At 66.4% G+C, this 18147-nt stretch carries 18 protein-coding genes; 9 read left to right on the plus strand and 9 right to left on the minus strand.

Annotated elements, in window-relative coordinates; genetic code table 11:
- Positions 1 to 24: 24 nt before the first annotated feature.
- Positions 25 to 687: a thiol:disulfide interchange protein TlpA gene (locus ABIA45_RS31070; protein WP_271546117.1), complete on the minus strand. Its 663-nt coding sequence runs from the start codon at positions 685 to 687 to the stop codon at positions 25 to 27.
- Between the two features lie 102 nt (positions 688 to 789).
- Between ABIA45_RS31070 and argH the strand changes: the two genes are divergently transcribed.
- From argH to lysA, 3 genes are all read left to right on the plus strand, one after another.
- On the plus strand, positions 790 to 2187 hold the full coding sequence (gene argH, locus ABIA45_RS31075; protein ID WP_157286824.1) for an argininosuccinate lyase: 1398 nt from the start codon (positions 790 to 792) through the stop codon (positions 2185 to 2187).
- A gap of 93 nt (positions 2188 to 2280) precedes the next feature.
- On the plus strand, positions 2281 to 2574 hold the full coding sequence (locus ABIA45_RS31080) for a lipoprotein (protein ID WP_036040362.1): 294 nt from the start codon (positions 2281 to 2283) through the stop codon (positions 2572 to 2574).
- Positions 2575 to 2597: 23 nt separating this feature from the next.
- The gene (gene lysA, locus ABIA45_RS31085) at positions 2598 to 3863 is read left to right on the plus strand and encodes a diaminopimelate decarboxylase (protein WP_271546112.1); all 1266 of its coding nucleotides are present in this window, start codon (positions 2598 to 2600) and stop codon (positions 3861 to 3863) included.
- Positions 3864 to 4042: 179 nt separating this feature from the next.
- On the opposite strand, the gene ABIA45_RS31090 is transcribed toward lysA, so the two are convergent.
- Together ABIA45_RS31090 and ABIA45_RS31095 are read right to left on the minus strand one after the other, a co-directional pair.
- Positions 4043 to 4951, minus strand: coding sequence for an NAD(P)-dependent oxidoreductase (locus tag ABIA45_RS31090; RefSeq protein WP_404654699.1), 909 nt, complete (start codon positions 4949 to 4951; stop codon positions 4043 to 4045).
- Positions 4952 to 5174: 223 nt separating this feature from the next.
- Positions 5175 to 5558 (minus strand): carboxymuconolactone decarboxylase family protein, encoded by a 384-nt coding sequence (locus ABIA45_RS31095; RefSeq protein WP_157286827.1) that lies wholly within the window; start codon positions 5556 to 5558, stop codon positions 5175 to 5177.
- 169 nt (positions 5559 to 5727) lie between these two features.
- On the opposite strand from ABIA45_RS31095, the gene ABIA45_RS31100 reads away from it, so the two are divergent.
- Positions 5728 to 8388, plus strand: coding sequence for a TIGR02302 family protein (locus tag ABIA45_RS31100; RefSeq protein ID WP_404654700.1), 2661 nt, complete (start codon positions 5728 to 5730; stop codon positions 8386 to 8388).
- 141 nt (positions 8389 to 8529) lie between these two features.
- Here ABIA45_RS31100 and ABIA45_RS31105 read toward each other — a convergent pair whose 3' ends face one another.
- Both ABIA45_RS31105 and ABIA45_RS31110 read right to left on the minus strand, forming a co-directional pair.
- The gene (locus ABIA45_RS31105; RefSeq protein WP_018316255.1) at positions 8530 to 8904 is read right to left on the minus strand and encodes a response regulator; all 375 of its coding nucleotides are present in this window, start codon (positions 8902 to 8904) and stop codon (positions 8530 to 8532) included.
- A gap of 37 nt (positions 8905 to 8941) precedes the next feature.
- Complete coding sequence (locus ABIA45_RS31110) at positions 8942 to 9820, minus strand: MJ0042-type zinc finger domain-containing protein (protein ID WP_198399964.1); 879 nt, start codon at positions 9818 to 9820, stop codon at positions 8942 to 8944.
- A gap of 204 nt (positions 9821 to 10024) precedes the next feature.
- Here ABIA45_RS31110 and ftsE point away from each other — a divergent pair, with 204 nt between their 5' ends.
- From ftsE to ABIA45_RS31130, 4 genes are all read left to right on the plus strand, one after another.
- Complete coding sequence (gene ftsE, locus ABIA45_RS31115) at positions 10025 to 10684, plus strand: cell division ATP-binding protein FtsE (protein WP_057028593.1); 660 nt, start codon at positions 10025 to 10027, stop codon at positions 10682 to 10684.
- Positions 10677 to 11645, plus strand: a complete 969-nt coding sequence (locus tag ABIA45_RS31120; RefSeq protein ID WP_128265888.1) for an ABC transporter permease — start codon at positions 10677 to 10679, stop codon at positions 11643 to 11645. Before ftsE ends, ABIA45_RS31120 begins: the two co-directional genes overlap by 8 nt.
- A gap of 72 nt (positions 11646 to 11717) precedes the next feature.
- Positions 11718 to 12422 (plus strand): YdcF family protein, encoded by a 705-nt coding sequence (locus ABIA45_RS31125; protein WP_035996919.1) that lies wholly within the window; start codon positions 11718 to 11720, stop codon positions 12420 to 12422.
- An 11-nt stretch (positions 12423 to 12433) separates the two neighbouring features.
- Positions 12434 to 13204 (plus strand): 1-acyl-sn-glycerol-3-phosphate acyltransferase, encoded by a 771-nt coding sequence (locus ABIA45_RS31130; protein ID WP_271546100.1) that lies wholly within the window; start codon positions 12434 to 12436, stop codon positions 13202 to 13204.
- On the opposite strand, the gene ABIA45_RS31135 is transcribed toward ABIA45_RS31130, so the two are convergent.
- Positions 13201 to 13812 (minus strand): gamma-glutamylcyclotransferase, encoded by a 612-nt coding sequence (locus ABIA45_RS31135; protein WP_404654701.1) that lies wholly within the window; start codon positions 13810 to 13812, stop codon positions 13201 to 13203. The two genes, ABIA45_RS31130 and ABIA45_RS31135, sit on opposite strands and share 4 nt — an antisense overlap.
- 110 nt (positions 13813 to 13922) lie before the next feature.
- Between ABIA45_RS31135 and ABIA45_RS31140 the strand changes: the two genes are divergently transcribed.
- On the plus strand, positions 13923 to 15107 hold the full coding sequence (locus ABIA45_RS31140) for a DUF2125 domain-containing protein (RefSeq protein ID WP_404654702.1): 1185 nt from the start codon (positions 13923 to 13925) through the stop codon (positions 15105 to 15107).
- Between the two features lie 119 nt (positions 15108 to 15226).
- Here the strand turns inward: ABIA45_RS31140 and ABIA45_RS31145 are convergent, their stop codons facing one another.
- The 3 genes from ABIA45_RS31145 to ABIA45_RS31155 are packed head-to-tail and all read right to left on the minus strand — an operon-like array spanning position 15227 to position 18139.
- On the minus strand, positions 15227 to 16162 hold the full coding sequence (locus ABIA45_RS31145; RefSeq protein WP_404654703.1) for a prephenate/arogenate dehydrogenase family protein: 936 nt from the start codon (positions 16160 to 16162) through the stop codon (positions 15227 to 15229).
- Positions 16159 to 17256, minus strand: a complete 1098-nt coding sequence (hisC, locus tag ABIA45_RS31150) for a histidinol-phosphate transaminase (RefSeq protein ID WP_404654704.1) — start codon at positions 17254 to 17256, stop codon at positions 16159 to 16161. The genes ABIA45_RS31145 and hisC overlap by 4 nt, the downstream gene beginning before the upstream one ends.
- A gap of 34 nt (positions 17257 to 17290) precedes the next feature.
- Positions 17291 to 18139 carry a chorismate mutase gene (locus ABIA45_RS31155; RefSeq protein ID WP_404654705.1) on the minus strand — a complete coding sequence of 283 codons (849 nt, stop codon included), beginning with the start codon at positions 18137 to 18139 and terminating at the stop codon, positions 17291 to 17293.
- Positions 18140 to 18147 lie beyond the last annotated feature (8 nt).

Here is an 18147-nt window from a genome sequence, read left to right on the forward strand (position 1 = left end):
TCAGATCATGCGTAAAATGACTATCTAAAGCGACGCGACGGCCTTCCCTGTTGCCGCCCGGATCAACTTGAGTGCGTCCTCGCTCGCCCATTCCGCTGGCCCCGCGATCGTCGCGATCTCGCAGCCTTGCGGGTCCACCAGCACCGAGGTGGGCATCCCCAGCGCCCGTCCCACGGCTTTAAGATCCTGAAAAACCTTGGCTTTGTGGTCGCTGAAATAGCCGAGCCTGACAAGGTTGGCGTCTTTCAGGAAGGTTTTCGGCTTCTCCAGGTCGCGGGTGTCGATGTTGATCGCCACCACCTCGAAATTCGGGCCCGACAGCTTGCCCTGGAGCTCGTCCAGCGCCGGCATCTCCTTTCGACAGGGCACGCACCAGGTCGCCCAGAGGTTCACCAGCAGGGTCTTGCCGCGGAAGTCGGACAGCTTCTTCGGCTTGCCCTCGGAATCCTCGAAAGCGAGGTCGGGCAATCTCAAGGGGGTGCTTGCCATGGTCAGCGCCGCCACCTCGCCATGGGCGAGCGGGGCAATTTTCTGCGCCGTCGCGACCGCCGCCTTGCAGGTCGGATCGCCAGATGGCGCCCGGCTCAGGCCCAGCCCGTACAGCGCGGCGAAGCCGGCCAGCCCGCCAATCGCCACGGTGGCGATGACGAGGGGGATGCGGCGCGTGGAGGGCTTCGGTTCGAGCATATCGTTTGTCATCCGGTCGCAGATATGGCTATCAGGGGCCTCTTAATACGGCTGGCCGCGGCCAGCAAACGTTCGGCAAATCAGGCGTGAGCACAGGGGATCATGAGCAACAAGATGTGGGGCGGCCGGTTCTCGGAACGCCCCGACGAGATCATGGAAGAGATCAACGTCTCCATCGACGTCGATCGTCACCTCTTCGCCCAGGACATTGCCGCGTCCAAGGCCCACGCCGCGATGTTGGCCAATCAGGGCATCATCACGGCTTCTGATGCGAAAAATATCGGCAAGGGTCTAGACACAATCCTGTCAGAGATCGGCAAGGGCGGCTTCGAATTCAAGCGCGCGCTCGAGGACATCCATATGAATGTCGAGAGCCGCCTGTCGGAGCTGATCGGCCCGGCCGCCGGCAGGCTGCACACCGCGCGTTCGCGCAACGACCAGGTCGCCACCGACTTCCGTCTATTCGTCCGCGACGTCATCGACGAGACCGATGCCGCGCTCGCCGCGTTCCAGCAGGCCCTGGTGGACCGCGCGCTGGAGCACGCCGCAACCGTGATGCCCGGCTTCACGCATCTGCAAACGGCGCAGCCCGTCACGTTCGGCCATCACCTGCTGGCCTATGTCGAGATGGCGGCGCGCGACCGCGGCCGCTTCCAGGACGCCCGCAAGCGGCTGAACGAATCGCCGCTGGGCGCGGCTGCGCTCGCCGGCACCTCGTTCCCGATCGACCGCCATGCCACCGCGAAGGCGCTCCTGTTCGACCGCCCGATGGCGAACTCGCTCGATGCCGTCTCCGACCGCGATTTCGTGCTGGAGACCCTGTCGGCCGCCGCGATCTGCGCCGTGCACATGTCGCGCTTTGCCGAGGAGATCGTGATCTGGACCTCGCCGCTGGTCGGCATGATCCGGCTCAGCGACAAGTTCACCACGGGATCCTCGATCATGCCGCAGAAGCGCAACCCGGATGCCGCCGAGCTGGTGCGCGCCAAGACCGGCCGCGTCATCGGCGCGCTCAACGGGCTCCTGATCGTCATGAAGGGCCTGCCGCTCGCCTATCAAAAGGACATGCAGGAGGACAAGCAGGGCGCCATGGAGGGTTTTGCCGCGCTGTCGCTGGCAATCCGCGCCATGACCGGCATGGTCCGTGATCTCGTTCCGGACGAAGCCAAGATGAAGGCGGCCGCGGGCGAGGGTTACGCCACGGCGACCGACCTCGCCGACTGGCTGGTGCGGACGCTGAAGATGCCGTTCCGCGAGGCGCACCACGTCACGGGCCGCATCGTCGCCAAGGCCGCCGAGGGGGGCGTCGCGCTGCACGAGCTGCCGCTGACGGAAATGCAGGCGATCGAGCCCAAGATCACCAAGGACGTGCTCGGCGTGCTCTCGGTCGAATCGTCGGTGAAGAGCCGCACCAGCTTTGGCGGCACCGCGCCGAAGAATGTGACCTCCCAGGCCAAGGCCTGGGCGAAGCGGCTGGAAAAAGAGCGAAAATTGGGCTGAGGGCAAAATTTCGCTTATGTTTCATGGTCATCCGGCTCTCGCCAGAACGCGCCAATCTCTGTATGGTGCGCCGCGCGTAGTGGGGATTTCGTCGTGACGTCAAAGTTTCGCCCGGCCGGCTCGGGGTGGGCCATCATTGTCTTGAGCCTGACGGCGCTCGCGCTTGCAGGCTGCGGCCGCAAGGGCCCGCTGGATCTGCCGCCGACCGCCTCCAACGCGCCCGCAGCCACCGGCGCTGCACCCGTCGAGCCCGAGACCGCGGCCCAGAAGGCGCCGAGCCTGTTCGAGCCCACCGCCAGCGCGGATGCCGCGCCCGCAGCGGCCAAGGGCCGGAAGAAATCGTTTATTCTCGACCCGCTCCTGGACGAACCTCCCGGCAGGAAATAAGCCGGCACAACCGAGCCTGCGCCATGAACCATTTCGACTATCGCAACGGCGTGCTGCACGCCGAGGCGGTGAACCTGTCCGAGCTGGCCGCCAACGTCGGCACACCGTTCTATTGCTATTCGACCGCAACGCTGGAGCGGCACTACCGCGTCTTCACCGAGGCCTTTGCCGGCGAGAAGGTGCTGGTCTGCTACGCCATGAAGGCGAACTCCAACCAGTCGGTGCTGCGAACGCTGGCCAAGCTCGGCGCCGGTGCCGACGTGGTTTCGGGCGGCGAGCTGAAGCGCGCCTTGGCCGCCGGCATTCCCGCCAGCAAGATCGTCTTCTCCGGTGTCGGCAAGACCGAAGCGGAGCTGCGCGCGGCGCTCGCCGCCGACATCCTCTGCCTCAACGTCGAATCCGAGCCGGAACTCGAATTGCTGTCGCGCCTCGCGACCGAGATGGGCAAGACCGCGCGCATCTCGCTCCGCGTCAATCCCGACGTCGATGCCGGCACGCACGCAAAGATCTCCACCGGCAAGTCCGAGAACAAGTTCGGCATCCCGATCGTGCATGCCCGCGAGGTCTATGCGCACGCGGCGAAGCTGCCCGGGATCAAGGTGACCGGCACCGACGTGCATATCGGCAGCCAGATCACCGACCTGTCCGGCATGGAGACCGCGTTCCGCATCCTCTCCGAATTCGTGCAGACGCTTCGGGCGGACGGCCACGACATCAGCCACGTCGATTTCGGCGGCGGTCTCGGCATTCCCTATTACATGGATCGCGAGGCGCCGCCTGCGCCCGCCGCCTATGCCGCCATGGTCAGGCGCGTCAGCCACAATCTCGGCTGCACGCTGATGTTCGAGCCGGGCCGCATGATCGTCGGCAATGCCGGCATTCTCGTCGCTAAGGTGATCTATGTGAAGCACGGCGACGGCAAGAATTTCGTCATCATCGATGCCGCCATGAACGACCTGATCCGCCCGACGCTGTACGAGGCGCATCACGACATCCTGGCGGTGAAGCAGCCGGCCAAGGGCGCCGCCACCATCAAGGCCGATGTCGTTGGCCCGGTCTGCGAGACCGGCGATTATCTCGCCCTCGACCGCACGCTGCCGACGCCCGCGCCCGGCGATCTCCTCGCCATCATGACCGCCGGTGCCTATGGCGCCGTGCAGGCCGGCACCTACAACACCCGGCCGCTGGTGCCCGAGGTGCTGGTGAAGGGCGACCAGTACGCCGTGGTGCGCCCGCGCGTGGAGGTGGAGCAGCTCATTGCGATGGACACGCCGGCGCCGTGGCTGTGAGTTGACGACATCGGCTCAACAGCCGCGGTGTCGTCCCCGCGTAGGCGGGGACCCATACTCCCAGGCAGTCATTGTGACGCCAAGCTAGTAACTCCGAGTCTTCGCCACACGTTGTCCTGTGGTTATGGGTCCCGGGCTCGCGCTTCGCGCGCCCCGGGACGACGAGCGGAGCGCTGGCGCTACTTCCCCGTCACCCCGCCCTTCGCTCCCCCCACCACGACGCCCGCTTTCCTCTCGATCGGCTTGATCGCCGCGGTGAAATCGGACTCGGCGCCTTCGGCGCTGATCACCGTTTCCCACAACCGTCCGACCGCCTCGGCGACCTCCATCGACAGGCCGAGCTGCTTCATCTCCTCAAGCGCCAGCCGGACGTCCTTCACCATCAATCCCGTGGCGAAGCCGAAATCGAACGTGCGCGGCAGCACCGCGCGCGGAAACTTGTCGCGGCTCGCCGTGTTCATGCCGGAGCCGGCATTGATGACGTCGATCATCACGGCGGGATCGAGCCCGGCCTTGACGCCCATCACCACGGCTTCCGACGTCGCCACGATCGCGGTGGCCGACAGGAAATTGTTGGCGAGCTTCATGGTCTGCGCCGCACCGGGCTTCTCGCCGATGAAGAACACCTTTCCGATCACCTCCAGCGCGGGCCTGAGCAGCTCGAACTCGGCTTTCGGGCCTGACACCATCACGGCAAGCGTGCCCTTGTCCGCGCCGCCGACGCCGCCGGAGACGGGACAGTCGATCTGCACGATGCCGCGCTGAGCGAGCAGCCCGTGAATTTTCGCGGCCATTGCCGAGCCGACGGTTGAGAGATCGACGAAACGTTTGGCGCGCTTGCCCTCGATCACGCCGTTCGCGCCGGTGGCAACGTCCAGCGAAGCTTGCAGCGAGGGCAGGCTCGCCATCACGGTCTCGACCTGGTCAGCGACGTCCTTCGGCGACGACGCGGCAGTGGCACCGCGCGCGACCAGCTTGTCGATGACCTCCTTGCGCGTGTCGAATACGACGAGCCTGTGCCCCGCCTCGATCAGCCGCCGCGCCATCGGGAAACCCATGTTTCCGAGCCCGATGAATCCGATGTCCATGGTGTTTCCTTTGTTTCTTGTTGTGCGTGAGAGCGGAGTCACATTCTCCGCTCGTCGTCCCGGGGCATCGCGAAGCGCGAGCCCGGGACCCATAACCCCCGGGAGAAGTGGTTCGCGCCAGAACGGTAATTCAGAGTTCCCATAACCACATCGTCCTGTGGCTATGGGTCCCGGGCTCGCGCTTCGCGCGCCCCGGGACGACGGCGGAGATTGGTGCCGCTCCTCACGCCTTCCCGTCGATCTCTGCGAACACCTCGCGCGCGATGCGGAAGCTGTCGACCGCGGCGGGCATGCCGCCATAGATCGCGACCTGCATCAGGATCTCGCGGATCTCCTCGCGGGTGACGCCATTGGTCAGCGCGCCCTTCAGATGCGCGCGAAACTCGTGCTGACGGTTGAGGATCGCGATCATGGCGATGTTCAGCATGCTGCGGGTCTTGCGCGGCAGCTCCTCGCGGCCCCACACCATGCCCCAGCAATATTCGTTGAGCATCTCCTGGAACGGGCGGTTGAAATCGTCGACGTTCTTCAGGGCGTTGTTGACATAGGCCTCGCCCAGCACCGCTTTGCGGACTTCCAGGCCCTTGTCGTGCATCTTCTTGTCCATGGCGTTTCCTTCGTTTCCCTCGAGATTGGCGCGCGGAAATTACGGGGTTGCACCCGGCCAGTCACGTCCTCGTGTTATGCGGGAAAAGGAGGCGCTCCCGTACGGGAACGGATGCCTCAGTGCTGCCGTTGTGATAGGCTCTGCTCTACCGGGCAACCTGGAGAGTTGATTGAACGGCATCACCCCCGAGCCGTCAGACCCGATCCGCAACGGCGATGCGCTGTCGCGGCTGAAGCTGGCGCAGGCCCTTGATCGGGCGACTTATGCCATCGCGTGGGAGCGTGCCTGGCCCAATGCGGCGCGCCTTCTGACCGTCGTCGGCCTGTTCCTGGTGGTGTCCTGGGCTGGCCTTTGGCTGGCGCTGCCGTTCACGGCCAGGGCCGTCGGCCTCGCCCTCTTCGCCGTGATCGCGGCGGCCGCCCTGTTCCCGCTGATTCGCTTCCGCTGGCCGAGCCGCGAGGAAGCGCTCGCCCGGCTCGACCGTGGCTCCGGCATCCGGCACCGCCCGGCCACCACGCTCACGGACACGCTGACCTCACAGGACCCAGTCGCGCAGGCGCTGTGGCAGGCGCAGCGCGAGCGGACGCTCGCCTCCATCAAGCGCATCCGCGCCGGTGTGCCGCAGCCCCGGCTCGCGCTTCACGACCCCTGGGCGCTGCGTGCCCTCGTGATGGTGATGCTGGTTGCGACCTTCTTTGCCGCGGGTGACGAGCGTGCGATGCGCCTTGGCGCCGCCTTCGACTGGAACGGGGTGCTGGCGCCGGCCAATGTTCGCGTCGATGCTTGGGTCACGCCGCCGCTCTACACGGGCAGGCCGCCGGTGATCCTGTCGGCCGCCAACAAGGAAGCGGCGGCGCTGCCCGCCAGCGGCCCGCTCGCCGTTCCCGCAGGCTCGACCCTTATCGTGCGCTCCTCCGGCGGCAACCTGGATGTCGCCGTCTCCGGCGGCCTCAAGGAGGTCGCTCCGGCTGAAGCCAGTCCCAAGGGGACCAACGAAAAGCATTTCGCGATTTCCGGTGACGGCACCGCGCATGTCCGGGCGCCTTCCGGCCAGCCACAATGGGCCTTCGCCGCCACGCCGGATCGTCCGCCGACGATCGCGCTCGCCAAGGATCCGGAGCGCCAGGCGCGCGGCGCGCTCCAGCTCTCCTACAAGATCGAGGACGATTACGGCGTCACCGGCGCCGAGGCGAAATTCGCCCCGCGGCCAACCGACGCCAAAGATGGTGCCAAGGATGGCCTCAAGGATGGTCCGAAGGCCGCCGCCGGCGATGGCGACAGCAGGACGGCGCCGCGGCCGCTGTTCCAGCCGCCGAAATTCCCGCTCGCGCTGCCGAATGCGCGCACCCGCAACGGCGTCGGGCAATCCGTGAAGGATCTCAGCGAGGATCCCTATGCTGGCGCCGAGGTCACGCTGACACTCACGGCCAAGGACGAGGCCGGCAACGAGGCCGCAAGCGAGCCGTTCAACATGCGCCTGCCCGAGCGGCTCTTCACCAAGCCGCTGGCCCGTGCATTGATCGAGCAGCGCCGCATCCTCGCGCTCGACGCCAACAAGAATTCGGACGTCTATGCCGCGCTCGATGGGCTGATGATAGCGCCCGAGATGTTCACGCCGGAGCCGGGACAATATCTCGGCCTGCACAGCGTGGCCCGGCAGCTCGAAGCGGCGCGTACCGACGATGCCTTGCGCGAGGTCGTGGCGAGCCTGTGGGCGCTTGCGGTGACGATCGAGGACGGCAAAATCTCCGACGTCGAGAAGGCGTTGCGTGCGGCCCAGGAGGCGCTGAAGCAGGCGCTGGAGCGCGGCGCGAGCGACGAAGAGATCAAGAAGCTCACGCAGGATCTGCGTCAGGCGCTGAACGATTTCATGCGCCAGCTCGCCGAGCAGTTCCGCAACAACAATGACCCGCAGCAGCTGGCGCGGCCGCTCGATCCGAACACCAAGGTCCTGCGTCAGCAGGATCTGCAGAACATGATCGACCGGATGGAGCGCCTGTCGCGCTCCGGCGACAAGGATGCGGCCAAGCAGTTGCTCGACCAGCTCCAGCAGATGCTGGAAGGCCTGCAGATGGCGCAGCCGGGGCAGTCCGGCGAGAGCGACATGGAGCAGGCGCTCAATGAGCTCGGCGACATGATCCGCAAGCAGCAGCAATTGCGCGACAAGACGTTCAAGCAGGGCCAGGATTCCCGGCGCGATCGCTCGCGCGGCAAGCAGCAGCAGGGCGATCAGTCCATGTCGGAGCTGCAGCAGGATCAGCAGGGATTGCGCGACCGCCTGAAGAAGCTGCAGGACGAGCTTGCCAAGCGCGGCCTCACCCAGAAGGGGCAGAAGGGTCAGCAGGCACAGAAGGGCCAGAAGGGTCAGCAAGGCGAGCAGGGCCAGCCCGGCCAGAACGGCGATCAGGACGGCGACCAGGGCGATGACGGCAGTCTGGACGCAGCCGACGGTGCCATGGGCGATGCCGGATCAAAGCTCGGCGAGGGCAATGCCGACGGCGCCGTGGACTCGCAGGGCAAGGCACTCGACGCCATGCGCAAGGGTGCGCAGAAGATGGCCGAGGCGATGCAGCAGGGCGATGGCGACGGCCAGGGCGACGGCCCCGGCCAGCGTGCTGGCCGGCAGCAGAGCGGCGGCAACCAGACCGATCCGCTCGGCCGTCCGCTTCATGGGCGCGAATATGGCGACGATTATACGGTCAAGATCCCCGGCGAGATCGACACGCAGCGTGTCCGCCGCATTCTCGAAGAGCTCCGCCGCCGTCTCGGCGATCCTTCGCGGCCGCAGATCGAGCTCGATTATCTCGAGCGGCTGCTGAAGGAGTTTTAGCGGCACACTCGGTGTCATCGCCCGGCTTGGCCGGACGATCCAGTACTCCGAGCCAGTTGTGATTCAATCGAGAAGCCGCGGCGTCCTGGATGCCCCGATCAAACCGGGGCATGACAGCGGAATGTGGGGCAGTCGCCGACGCTAGGTCTTCTTCGCCGCCAGCGCATCGGCGACCGCCGTGCGGATATCCGCGACCGAGAACGGCTTGGTCACGACGTCATGCACCAGCGCGTTCAGGTTCGAGGCGCGCTCGCGCTGGTCGGCAAAGCCGGTCATCAGCAAGATCGTCAGGTCGGGGAAATCGCGCGCGGCGGAGAGCGCCAGGGCGATGCCGTCCATCACCGGCATCTGGATGTCGGTGAGCAACAGATCGAAGGCGCCATCCTCGCGGGTCAGGATCTCCAGCGCCTCGGCACCGTCCTGGGCGGTGACGGTCTCGTGGCCGTCCATGGCGATGGCGCGCGCCACCAGCGTGCGCATCGAATCCTCGTCGTCGGCGATCAAGATCTTCGGCATGAGACGAACCTTGGTATCAACCTCCCCTGGGGGGCGATTATATGCTGCCGCCGGCAATGTCGCGCCGGTTGAAGAAACGAACGTCGATGTTGCGGCCCTCCGGCGGCGGCGAGGCCAGGCGCGAGCGGAAGAAGGCGCGCTCACCGGGCCGCAGCACGGTCTGCTCCAGCACCGCATTCCAGGCATAGATCTCCGCGCCCTGGGCGTCGCGCACGGCAAAACGCAGTCGCGGAATGTCGAGCGGCTTCTTACCCTCGCCGACGATCACACCCTCGATCACCAACACCTGCTTACCGTCCACAGTCTCGCTGGAGAGCTTGACGTCCTTGAAGGCGAGACCCCGCAAGTTCACCTCGAGTCCGACCATCTTGTAGAACGCTGCCGTCTGCGGCAGCAGCCGCACCACGTCGCCGCGCCAGAGCACCAGTGCCAGCACCAGCGCGCCCATCGCGGCGCAGGCGGTGGGCAGGCCAAGATAGGGTTTGCGCGGAGCTGTGGTGGCGACCGGGCGGCTCACCCGCGCGCCGCGGCGAGGGAATAGGCTGCGGAACCAGGACTGGTGCTGCGCGCCGACGGCCTCCTCTTCGGCCTGCCGGGCCGCTGCCGACCATTCGTCCTCGGTCTCGCGGGCCTGCTCGTCCGGCCAGTCGCTGGCGATCGATGGGCTATCGACGACGGGCGCATCAGTGGCGCCGTCGTCCTTGGCATAGGAGTTCCATTGCTCGGCGAGGTCGGACTGGTCGTCGGCTCGGCTGGCCGCGGCCATGGCCGGAACGGACGCCTCCTCGATGGCATCCTCGGCGTGGGCGATCCAGGTCTCCTTGCAGCGGGAGCAGCGGACCGCCCGCCCGTTCGCCCCAAGGCTCGCGAGCTTGATGGCGTAGGATGTCATACAATGGGGGCAGACGATATGCATGGACGAGCCTTGATGCATGAACGAAGGTCTTGAACGGAGGTCTTGGACGGGTCTTGACGATGCCACGGTCGCGGAGACCGGGCGCCCCTTATGCTACTGGGCGACCGTTAACGAACCGGAAACCATAACGGCGGCAAAACCCGTTGATCGCGTATGGCGGAGCGCCGCAATGCGGCCCGCGCCCCCTCTCGAACGGAGCTGAGCTTGGTTCGGTTCGAAAATGTCGGATTGCGTTACGGTCTGGGGCCGGAGATTTTGCGCGACCTCACCTTCCAGATTCCCGCGCATTCCTTCCAGTTTCTCACCGGGCCGTCAGGTGCCGGCAAGACGTCCCTGCTGCGCCTGTTGTTCCTGTCGCATCGACCGACGCGGGGCCTCGTTAACCTGTTCGGCCACGACATCTCGCAACTCGGCAAGGACGAGATAGCAGACCTGCGCAAGCGCATCGGCATCGTGCTCCAGGATTTCCGCCTGCTCGATCACATGACGACCTATGAGAACGTCGCGCTGCCGTTCCGCGTTATGGGCCGCAGCGAATCGAGCTACCGCAAGGAGGTGATCGACCTGCTGCGCTGGGTCGGCCTCGGCGATCGCATGGACGCGCTGCCGCCGATTCTGTCGGGCGGCGAGAAGCAGCGTGCCGCGATCGCGCGCGCCGTGATCTCGCGGCCGCAGCTGCTGCTCGCGGACGAGCCGACCGGCAGCGTCGATCCGACGCTCGGCCGCCGCCTGCTGCGACTCTTCATCGAGCTCAACAAATCAGGCACCGCCGTCATCATCGCCACCCACGACATCGGGCTGATGGACCAGTACGAAGCACGGCGGCTGGTGCTGCACCAGGGACGGCTGCACGTCTATGAGTAGGCTGGACGAGCGCGGCGTGCTGGTCGACCTCGGGCAGGAGCGTCCGCAGCTTCCGGCCAAGGCGCGCAACATGTCGCCGATCGTGCCGCGCGCCTCGATCCACGGCAGAGCGCTCCTTGCGGTGGTCGCCATCATGACCTTCCTCGCCTCGATGGCCACGGGCACGGTGCTGCTGGTGAGTGCCTCCGCGGCCGAATGGCAGTCGGACGTCGCGAGCGAAATCACCATCCAGGTTCGCCCGCAGGCCGGCCGCGATCTCGAGCGCGACACCGCAGCCGTGGCGGAAGCGATGCGCACGCAAGCCGGCATCGTCGAGGTCAAGCCGTTCACCAGGGACGAGAGCGGCAAGCTGCTCGAGCCCTGGCTCGGCACCGGCCTGTCGATGGACGATCTGCCGGTGCCGCGCATGATCATCGCGCGCGTGCAGCCGGGCACGCCGCTCGATCTCGGCGCCTTGCGCGCGCGCGTGGCGCAGGTCGCCCCTAGCGCCAGCGTCGACGATCACCGCGCCTGGATCGAGCGCATGCGCCTGATGACGAACGCCACCGTGCTGGCCGGCCTCGGCATCCTCGCGCTCGTCATCGTCGCAACCATCATCTCGGTGTCGTTCGCGACGCGCGGCGCAATGGCGGCGAACCGTCCGATCGTCGAAGTCCTGCATTTCGTCGGCGCCGGCGACCGCTACATCGCCAATCACTTCCTGCGTCATTTCCTCAGGCTGGGCCTGGAGGGCGGCGTGATCGGCGGCGGCGCCGCCATGCTGATGTTCGGCTTCTCCGAGTCCATCGCAGGCTGGTTTTCCGGCACCCCCGTCGGCGACCAGTTCGCCGCGCTGCTCGGCACCTTCTCGCTGCGCCCCTCCGGCTACATCGTGCTCGCGGTTCAGGCCGTCCTGATCGGCGCCATTACCGCAGTCGCCTCGCGCCAAACGCTGTTCGCGACGCTGAACGACGTCGACTAGGGTTGAGAAACCGGACTCCACTTCGCCTCAAAACATCCTAAAATCGCTCAGGTAAGGGATCACCGACATCGCATGAGCTCGCCGACCGACGATCGATCGCCGAAACTGCCGCGCGGCTGGCTGCGCGCGGCAATCGTGTCGACGATCGCGCTCGCCTTCGTCGGCGCGGCAGCGGGCTTCATTGCGTTCCTGGCGCAATTGCGCGGGGCTGAGAAGGTACCCGATCGCAAGGCGGACGGCATCGTGGTGCTGACCGGCGGCTCCTCGCGGGTATCGGACGCGATGGAGCTGCTGGCTGCCGGCTACGGCAGGCGGCTCCTGATTTCCGGCGTGCATCCGACCTCGACGGCGAACGACATCTCCCGCACCTTGCCGGAGAATCAGTCCTTCATGACCTGCTGCGTCGACCTCGACCGCACCGCGCTCACGACCCGCGGCAACGCAGCGGAGGCGCGGCGCTGGGCCGAGGGACGCCGATTTACGTCTCTGATCGTGGTCACCTCGAACTATCACATGCCGCGCGCGCTGGTGGAATTCTCGCATGCGATGCCGCGGACGACGCTGATCCCGTTCGCGGTGGTCGGCGAAAAATGGCGCGAGGAGCCGTGGTGGATCTCGGGCTCGACGCTGCGGCTGCTCCTGTCCGAATACGTCAAGTACGTTGCGGCCGAGCTCAGGGTGCGACTGGAGGATTTCGGGATTGACCTTTGGCCCGAGATGTCGGAGCAGCCTGCAGGTCAGCAACCGAAGCGGCCCGCCACCGCGCAGGCCAATTGATCGGACCATCGATGTTCCTGATTTTCCTGCGATCGCTCGTGTTCAACGTGCTGTTCTACGCCGTGCTGGTCTGTCTGGCGATCGTTGCGCTGCCGACCTTTGCATTGCCGCCGCGCGCCATGCTGACGGTGGCGCAATGGTGGGCCAAGGCCACGCTGGTCCTGATGCGCGTGGTCTGCAACATCAAGGTGGAATTCCGCGGGGTGGAGAAGATCCCGACAGGACCGCTGCTGATCGTGGCCAAGCATCAGTCGTTCTGGGAGACCTTCGTGCTGCCGGGCTTCTTCAACCGGCCAATCTTCATCCTCAAGCGCCAGCTCATGCAGATCCCGGTGTTCGGCCAGTTCCTGGTCAAGACCGGGATGATCGCGATCGACCGCAATGCCGGCGTGAAGGCGCTGCTCGACATGACGCGGCGCGCGCGCGAGGCGGTGCGCAGTGGAAAGCAGCTCGTGATCTTTCCGGAAGGCACGCGCCGCGCGCCAGGCGCGCCGCCCGACTACAAGACCGGCTTCGCGCAGATCTATTCCTCCTGCGGCGTGCTGTGCCTGCCGGTGGCGCTCAATTCCGGCCTGTTCTGGCCGCGCCGCACCTTCATGCGCTATCCGGGCACGCTGGTGGTGGAGTTTCTCGAACCGCTGCCACCGGGACTACCGAAGGACGAATTTCTCGCGCGCGTGCAAACGGCGATCGAGGACGCGACCGCCCGCCTCGTCGAAGCGGGGCGAAAAGAGCAGGAGCAATTGATCGGCTCGGCGCCGAGCTACGCGCCGACGGGTTAGCGGCTTTCGCGATCTTCGTCCCGATCCGCCGCGTGCAGCGAATGCGCATCACCATGCAGCATCAAGGCAAGCTGATGCAGCTGCCTGTCGCGAAAGCCTTCGGCCTCGATCGCCTTCACCGTCGCGGTGACGTAGTCGCGGTTGGCGCCGGACTGGCCGTGGCCCTGCACCACGTGGCGGTGCTGTTCGGCAAGCGAGAGGCGGCCGGCATATTGCACATGGCCGCGGTCGACGACGTAGGCGAGCGCGGCGACGCGCTGGCGCGCGTCGTTCTCCAGCCACACCGAGCGCATCACCTCGCGATAGACCGAGGTGACCTGCTCGCGTGCGCGCAAATATGCGACCACTTCGGCACGGTTCTTCTCGGCGACGCGGAAGGCGATGCCGCGGCAGGCGCCGCCGCGGTCGAGTCCGAGCACCAGGCCCGGCTTCTCCGGCGTGCCGCGATGCACGAAGGAATAGACGCAGAGCGCGCGATGCTCGCCGACCAGCCGCGCCGGGACGCGCTCCTCGAAATCGAAGCCCGGCCGCCACATCAGCGAGCCGTAGCCGAACACCCAGAGGTCGTCCTTGGCTGTGGTGACGGAGGGGAGGGTGATTTCGGACATTTCGGGGACGGCTACCAGAACCCTGCGCCCAAGCGAAGCGATTTCTGCGCCTTTCGTCGCAGGCCCGCCCCGCTTACATTTGCCTGAATCTGGCGTCAAAGGGTCGCCGCATGTCCAATATGACCGTTGCCACTGGCCGCCGCTCCCGCTGGGGCCTTTTCATCGCCCCCGTTCTCGTCCTGGTCCTCGCCGTCGGCTGGACCTGCTTCTGGTTCTATGCGGCTTGGCAGGCCGAAATCGTCGCCGACGCCTGGCGGGCGCAGGAGGCCAAGGCCGGCCGCATCTATGATTGTGCCAAGCGCTCGATCGCCGGCTTCCCGTTCCGCTTCGAGGTCCAGTGCTCCGGCGCCAGCGTCGCCTTGGTCTCGCAGAACGCGAGCAAGACGCCGTTCACGGCCAAGCTCGACAACATCCTGGTCGTGGCCCAAGTCTACGACCCCAAGCGCATCATCGCCGAATTCGCAGCGCCCGCCACGCTGATCGACGGAATTACGCAAAACACCTTCTCCGTGAATTGGAGCAAGGGCCGCGCCAGTGTGGCGGGTCTGCCGGCTGTGCCGGACCGCGCTTCCATCGTGTTCGACGATCCCACCCTCAACCGTCTCGACGGCAGCGTGCAGGTGCCGCTGGCGCGTGCCAAGCAGATCGAACTGCACGGGCGCCTTGCCGACGGATCATCGCCGGATCGTCCCGTGATCGAGACCGTGCTGCATGTCGCGCAGGGCAGCATTCAGGGCGTGCATCCGCTGCTTGCCGAGCCGTTCGAGGCGGACACCCGCGCCAAGATCACCGGCCTTTCCGACCTCACGCCCAAACCGTGGCCGCAGCGCTTCCGCGAGATCCAGGCCGCCGGCGGTCACATCGAGATCGTGCAGTCGCGCATTCAGCAGGGCGAGATGATCGCGGTCGCGGCCGGCACGCTCGGCCTGTCGCCCAACGGCCGGCTCGACGGCGAGTTGCAGATGACGGTGACCGGCCTCGAGCGCGTGATCCCGGCGCTCGGCATCGAGAAGATGCTGGAGGAGGGCGTGCCGCAGGCAACGCTCGATCGCCTCGCGCCCGGCGTGAAGTCGCAGGACCTCAACAATCTGTTCGGCGCGCTAGACCGCGCCGTGCCGGGCCTCGGCAAGGTCATCAAGCAGAACGCCAATGCGGGCGTTGCCGCCGGCATCAATTCGATCGGTACCGAGAGCACGCTGGAAGGCAAGAAAGCGCGGAGCTTCCCGCTGAAATTCGTCGACGGTGCCGTGCTGCTCGGCCCGGTCAAGGTCGGCCAGATCCCGCCGCTATACTAGTTGGCTCCCGTAGCCCGGATGGAGCGTAGCGCAATCCGGGGTTCTTGATCACAGCTGGCACTGTCCCGGATTACGCTTGCGCTCCATCCGGGCTACGCAGCATTGTCCGGGCTACAGGCTCACGGCTTCTTCAGCGCCGCATGCGGCCGGCCGAAATCGGGCGCAGCGGAATCCTGGCCGATCTCGACGATGCCACGGCGGATGGCGCGGGTGCGGGTGAAGTGGTCGAACAGCGCCTCCCCGTCGCCGCGGCGGATCGCGCGGGTGAGCTTTGCGAGATCCTCGGTGAAGGTGCCGAGCATCTCCAGCACGGCCTCCTTGTTGGCGAGAAAGACGTCGCGCCACATCGTCGGGTCGGAGGCCGCGATGCGGGTGAAATCGCGAAAACCGCCGGCGGAGAATTTGATCACCTCGGATTCCGTCACCTGCGCCAATTCGTCGGCGGTGCCGACGATGGTGTAGGCGATCAGATGCGGCAGGTGGCTGGTGATGGCGAGCACGAGGTCGTGATGATCCGGCGTCATCACCTCGACCTTGGCGCCCATCGCCGCCCAGAACGCGCGCAGGTGATCGGTGGCCGCTACGTCGGTGCCATCAGGCGGGGTCAGGATGCACCAGCGGTTGATGAAGAGCTCGGCAAAGCCGGAATCCGGGCCGGAATGCTCGGTGCCCGCCACCGGATGCGCCGGCACGAAATGAATGCCGCTCGGCAGATGCGGCGCCATGTCCCTGACCACCGCGCCCTTGACCGAGCCGACGTCGGAGACGATCGCACCCGGCTTGAGATGCGGCGCGATCTCCTGCGCCACGGGTCCGCAGGCGCCGACGGGAATGCAGAGGATGACGAGATCGGCGTCCTTCACCGCTTCGGCATTAGTCGCCACGACCTGGTCGACGATCCCGAGCTCGGCAACGCGGGCACGCGTCTTCTCCGAGCGCGCAGTGGTGACGATTTCACCGGCAAGCCCCTGGAGCTTCGCAGCGCGGGCGATCGAGCCGCCGATCAGGCCGAAGCCGATCAGCGCGACGCGCTGGAAGTGCGCCTGCGCGCTCATTTGCCCGCCATGAAGTCGCGCAAGCCCTCGACCACGAGGCGGTTGGCCTCCTCGGTGCCGATGGTCATGCGCAGCGCATGCGGCAGGCCGTAATTCTTCAAGCCGCGCAGCACGAGCCCCCGCTTGGTCAGGAAGGCGTCGGCGTCATCGGCGGTCCTGCCCTTGTCGGTCGGGAAATGGATCAGCACGAAATTGGCGACGCTCGGCGACACCTTCAGCCCGAGCTTGCCGATCTCCTCGGTGAGCCAGTTGCGCCAGGTCTCGGTGAACTGCTTCGACATCGCCTGATGCGCGGTATCCTCGATCGCGGCGACCGCGGCATACATCGCCGGCGTCGACACGTTGAAGGGACCGCGGATGCGATTGACCGCGTCGATGACGTGCTCGGGCCCGAACATCCAGCCGATGCGCAGCGCGGCAAGGCCGTGGATCTTGGAGAAGGTGTGCGTCACCACCGTGTTCTCGGTGGTGGCGACGAGCTCGATCCCCATCTCATAGTCGTTGCGCGAGACATAGTCGCAATAGGCGGCGTCCAGCACCAACAGCACCTGCGAGGGCAGGCCGGCGCGCAGCCGCTTGACCTCATCGAACGGCAGATAGGTGCCGGTCGGGTTGTTGGGGTTGGCGAGCCAGACCAGCTTCGTCTTCGGCGTCACGGCCTTCAGGATGGCGTCGACGTCGGCGGTCAGGTTGGTCTCCTGCGCGATGACGTTCCTGGCGCCGACCGCCATGGTCGCGATCGGGTAGACCAGGAAGCCGTGCGTGGTCGAGATCGCCTCGTCGCCCTGGCTGAGATAGGTGTGCGCGAGCAGGTTGAGGATCTCGTCCGAGCCGGCGCCGCAGATGATGCGGTTGGGATCGAGCCCGAACGAGCGGCCGATCGCCTCGCGCAGCACGCGCGAGGTGCCTTCCGGATAGTCTTCCAGATGATCAGCCACGCGCTTGAAGGCCTCGATCGCCTTGGGCGAGGGGCCGAACGGCGTCTCGTTGGCCGAGAGCTTGAACACCTTGCGGCCCGGCTCCGGCACCGGGCTCTTGCCGGGCGTGTAGGGCGCAATATCGAGAATGCCGGGATTCGGCACGGGGCGGGACATCTTGGACTCCGGATAGGCTGGGCTGCTCGCGATTTTACGATTTCGGCCCGGTCGGGGGCACCGTATAGCGCGTTGCGTGGCTGCCGACGAGGGCCACAGAGCGCACCGAGGCCCCCGCCTCGATCAGGGCAGCCCTGACCTTGTCGATGCTGGTCGCGCCGGTGACCGAGACCAAGAGCGCCGCGCCGTCGAAGGCGGTGTCGGGCACCGCCACGATCTCGGCGAGCGGCGACAGCGCGCGGGCGACCTCGGCGTTCCATCCCGAGACGCTCACGCTGAAAGTCTCGACCTCCGTCACCAGGGCGCTGTCGGCGACGCGCGAGATCGCGAACACCGGCAAGGCGGCCGGATGGTCGGCGCGCTCGATGAAGGGCATCCGTGCGATGATCTTCGGTGCGCCGTCGGCTTCCAGCTCCAGCCACCATGGCGTGCGGCTCGAGGTCGCCGAGACCAGCGCCAGGTCGCCCTTGGATTTTGCCACCGCCTCGACCGCGGCCTGTGCGCTGAAATGCGCGACATAAGGCACCGTGAAGCCGAAGTGGAAGCGCGCGGAATCCCGCATTGCCGGTTCGCTCACCGAGACGTCGGCATGCACCGAGAACGGCGCCTGCACATAGGTGAACGTCGAGATGATGACGCGCCAGATGCTCTCGACCGTGTCGAGCGGCAGGATGCCGCGATGACGCTGCACGATCTCGCGCATCATCGAAGCTTCGCGCGCGGGCCGGAACGCCGAGCCGACCTCCTGGGTCTGCTTCACCTGGATCAAGCGATCGATGATCTCGCCGCGCTGCATGAGGAGGCGATGCATGCTCTCATCGATCGCGTCGATCTCCTTGCGTAATTCCTGCAGCGATGCTGGCGCGGGCGGACGTTGGGACATGTCTGGTC

It is taken from the genome of Bradyrhizobium sp. USDA 336, assembly GCF_044908355.1.
Lineage (GTDB): Bacteria > Pseudomonadota > Alphaproteobacteria > Rhizobiales > Xanthobacteraceae > Bradyrhizobium > Bradyrhizobium yuanmingense.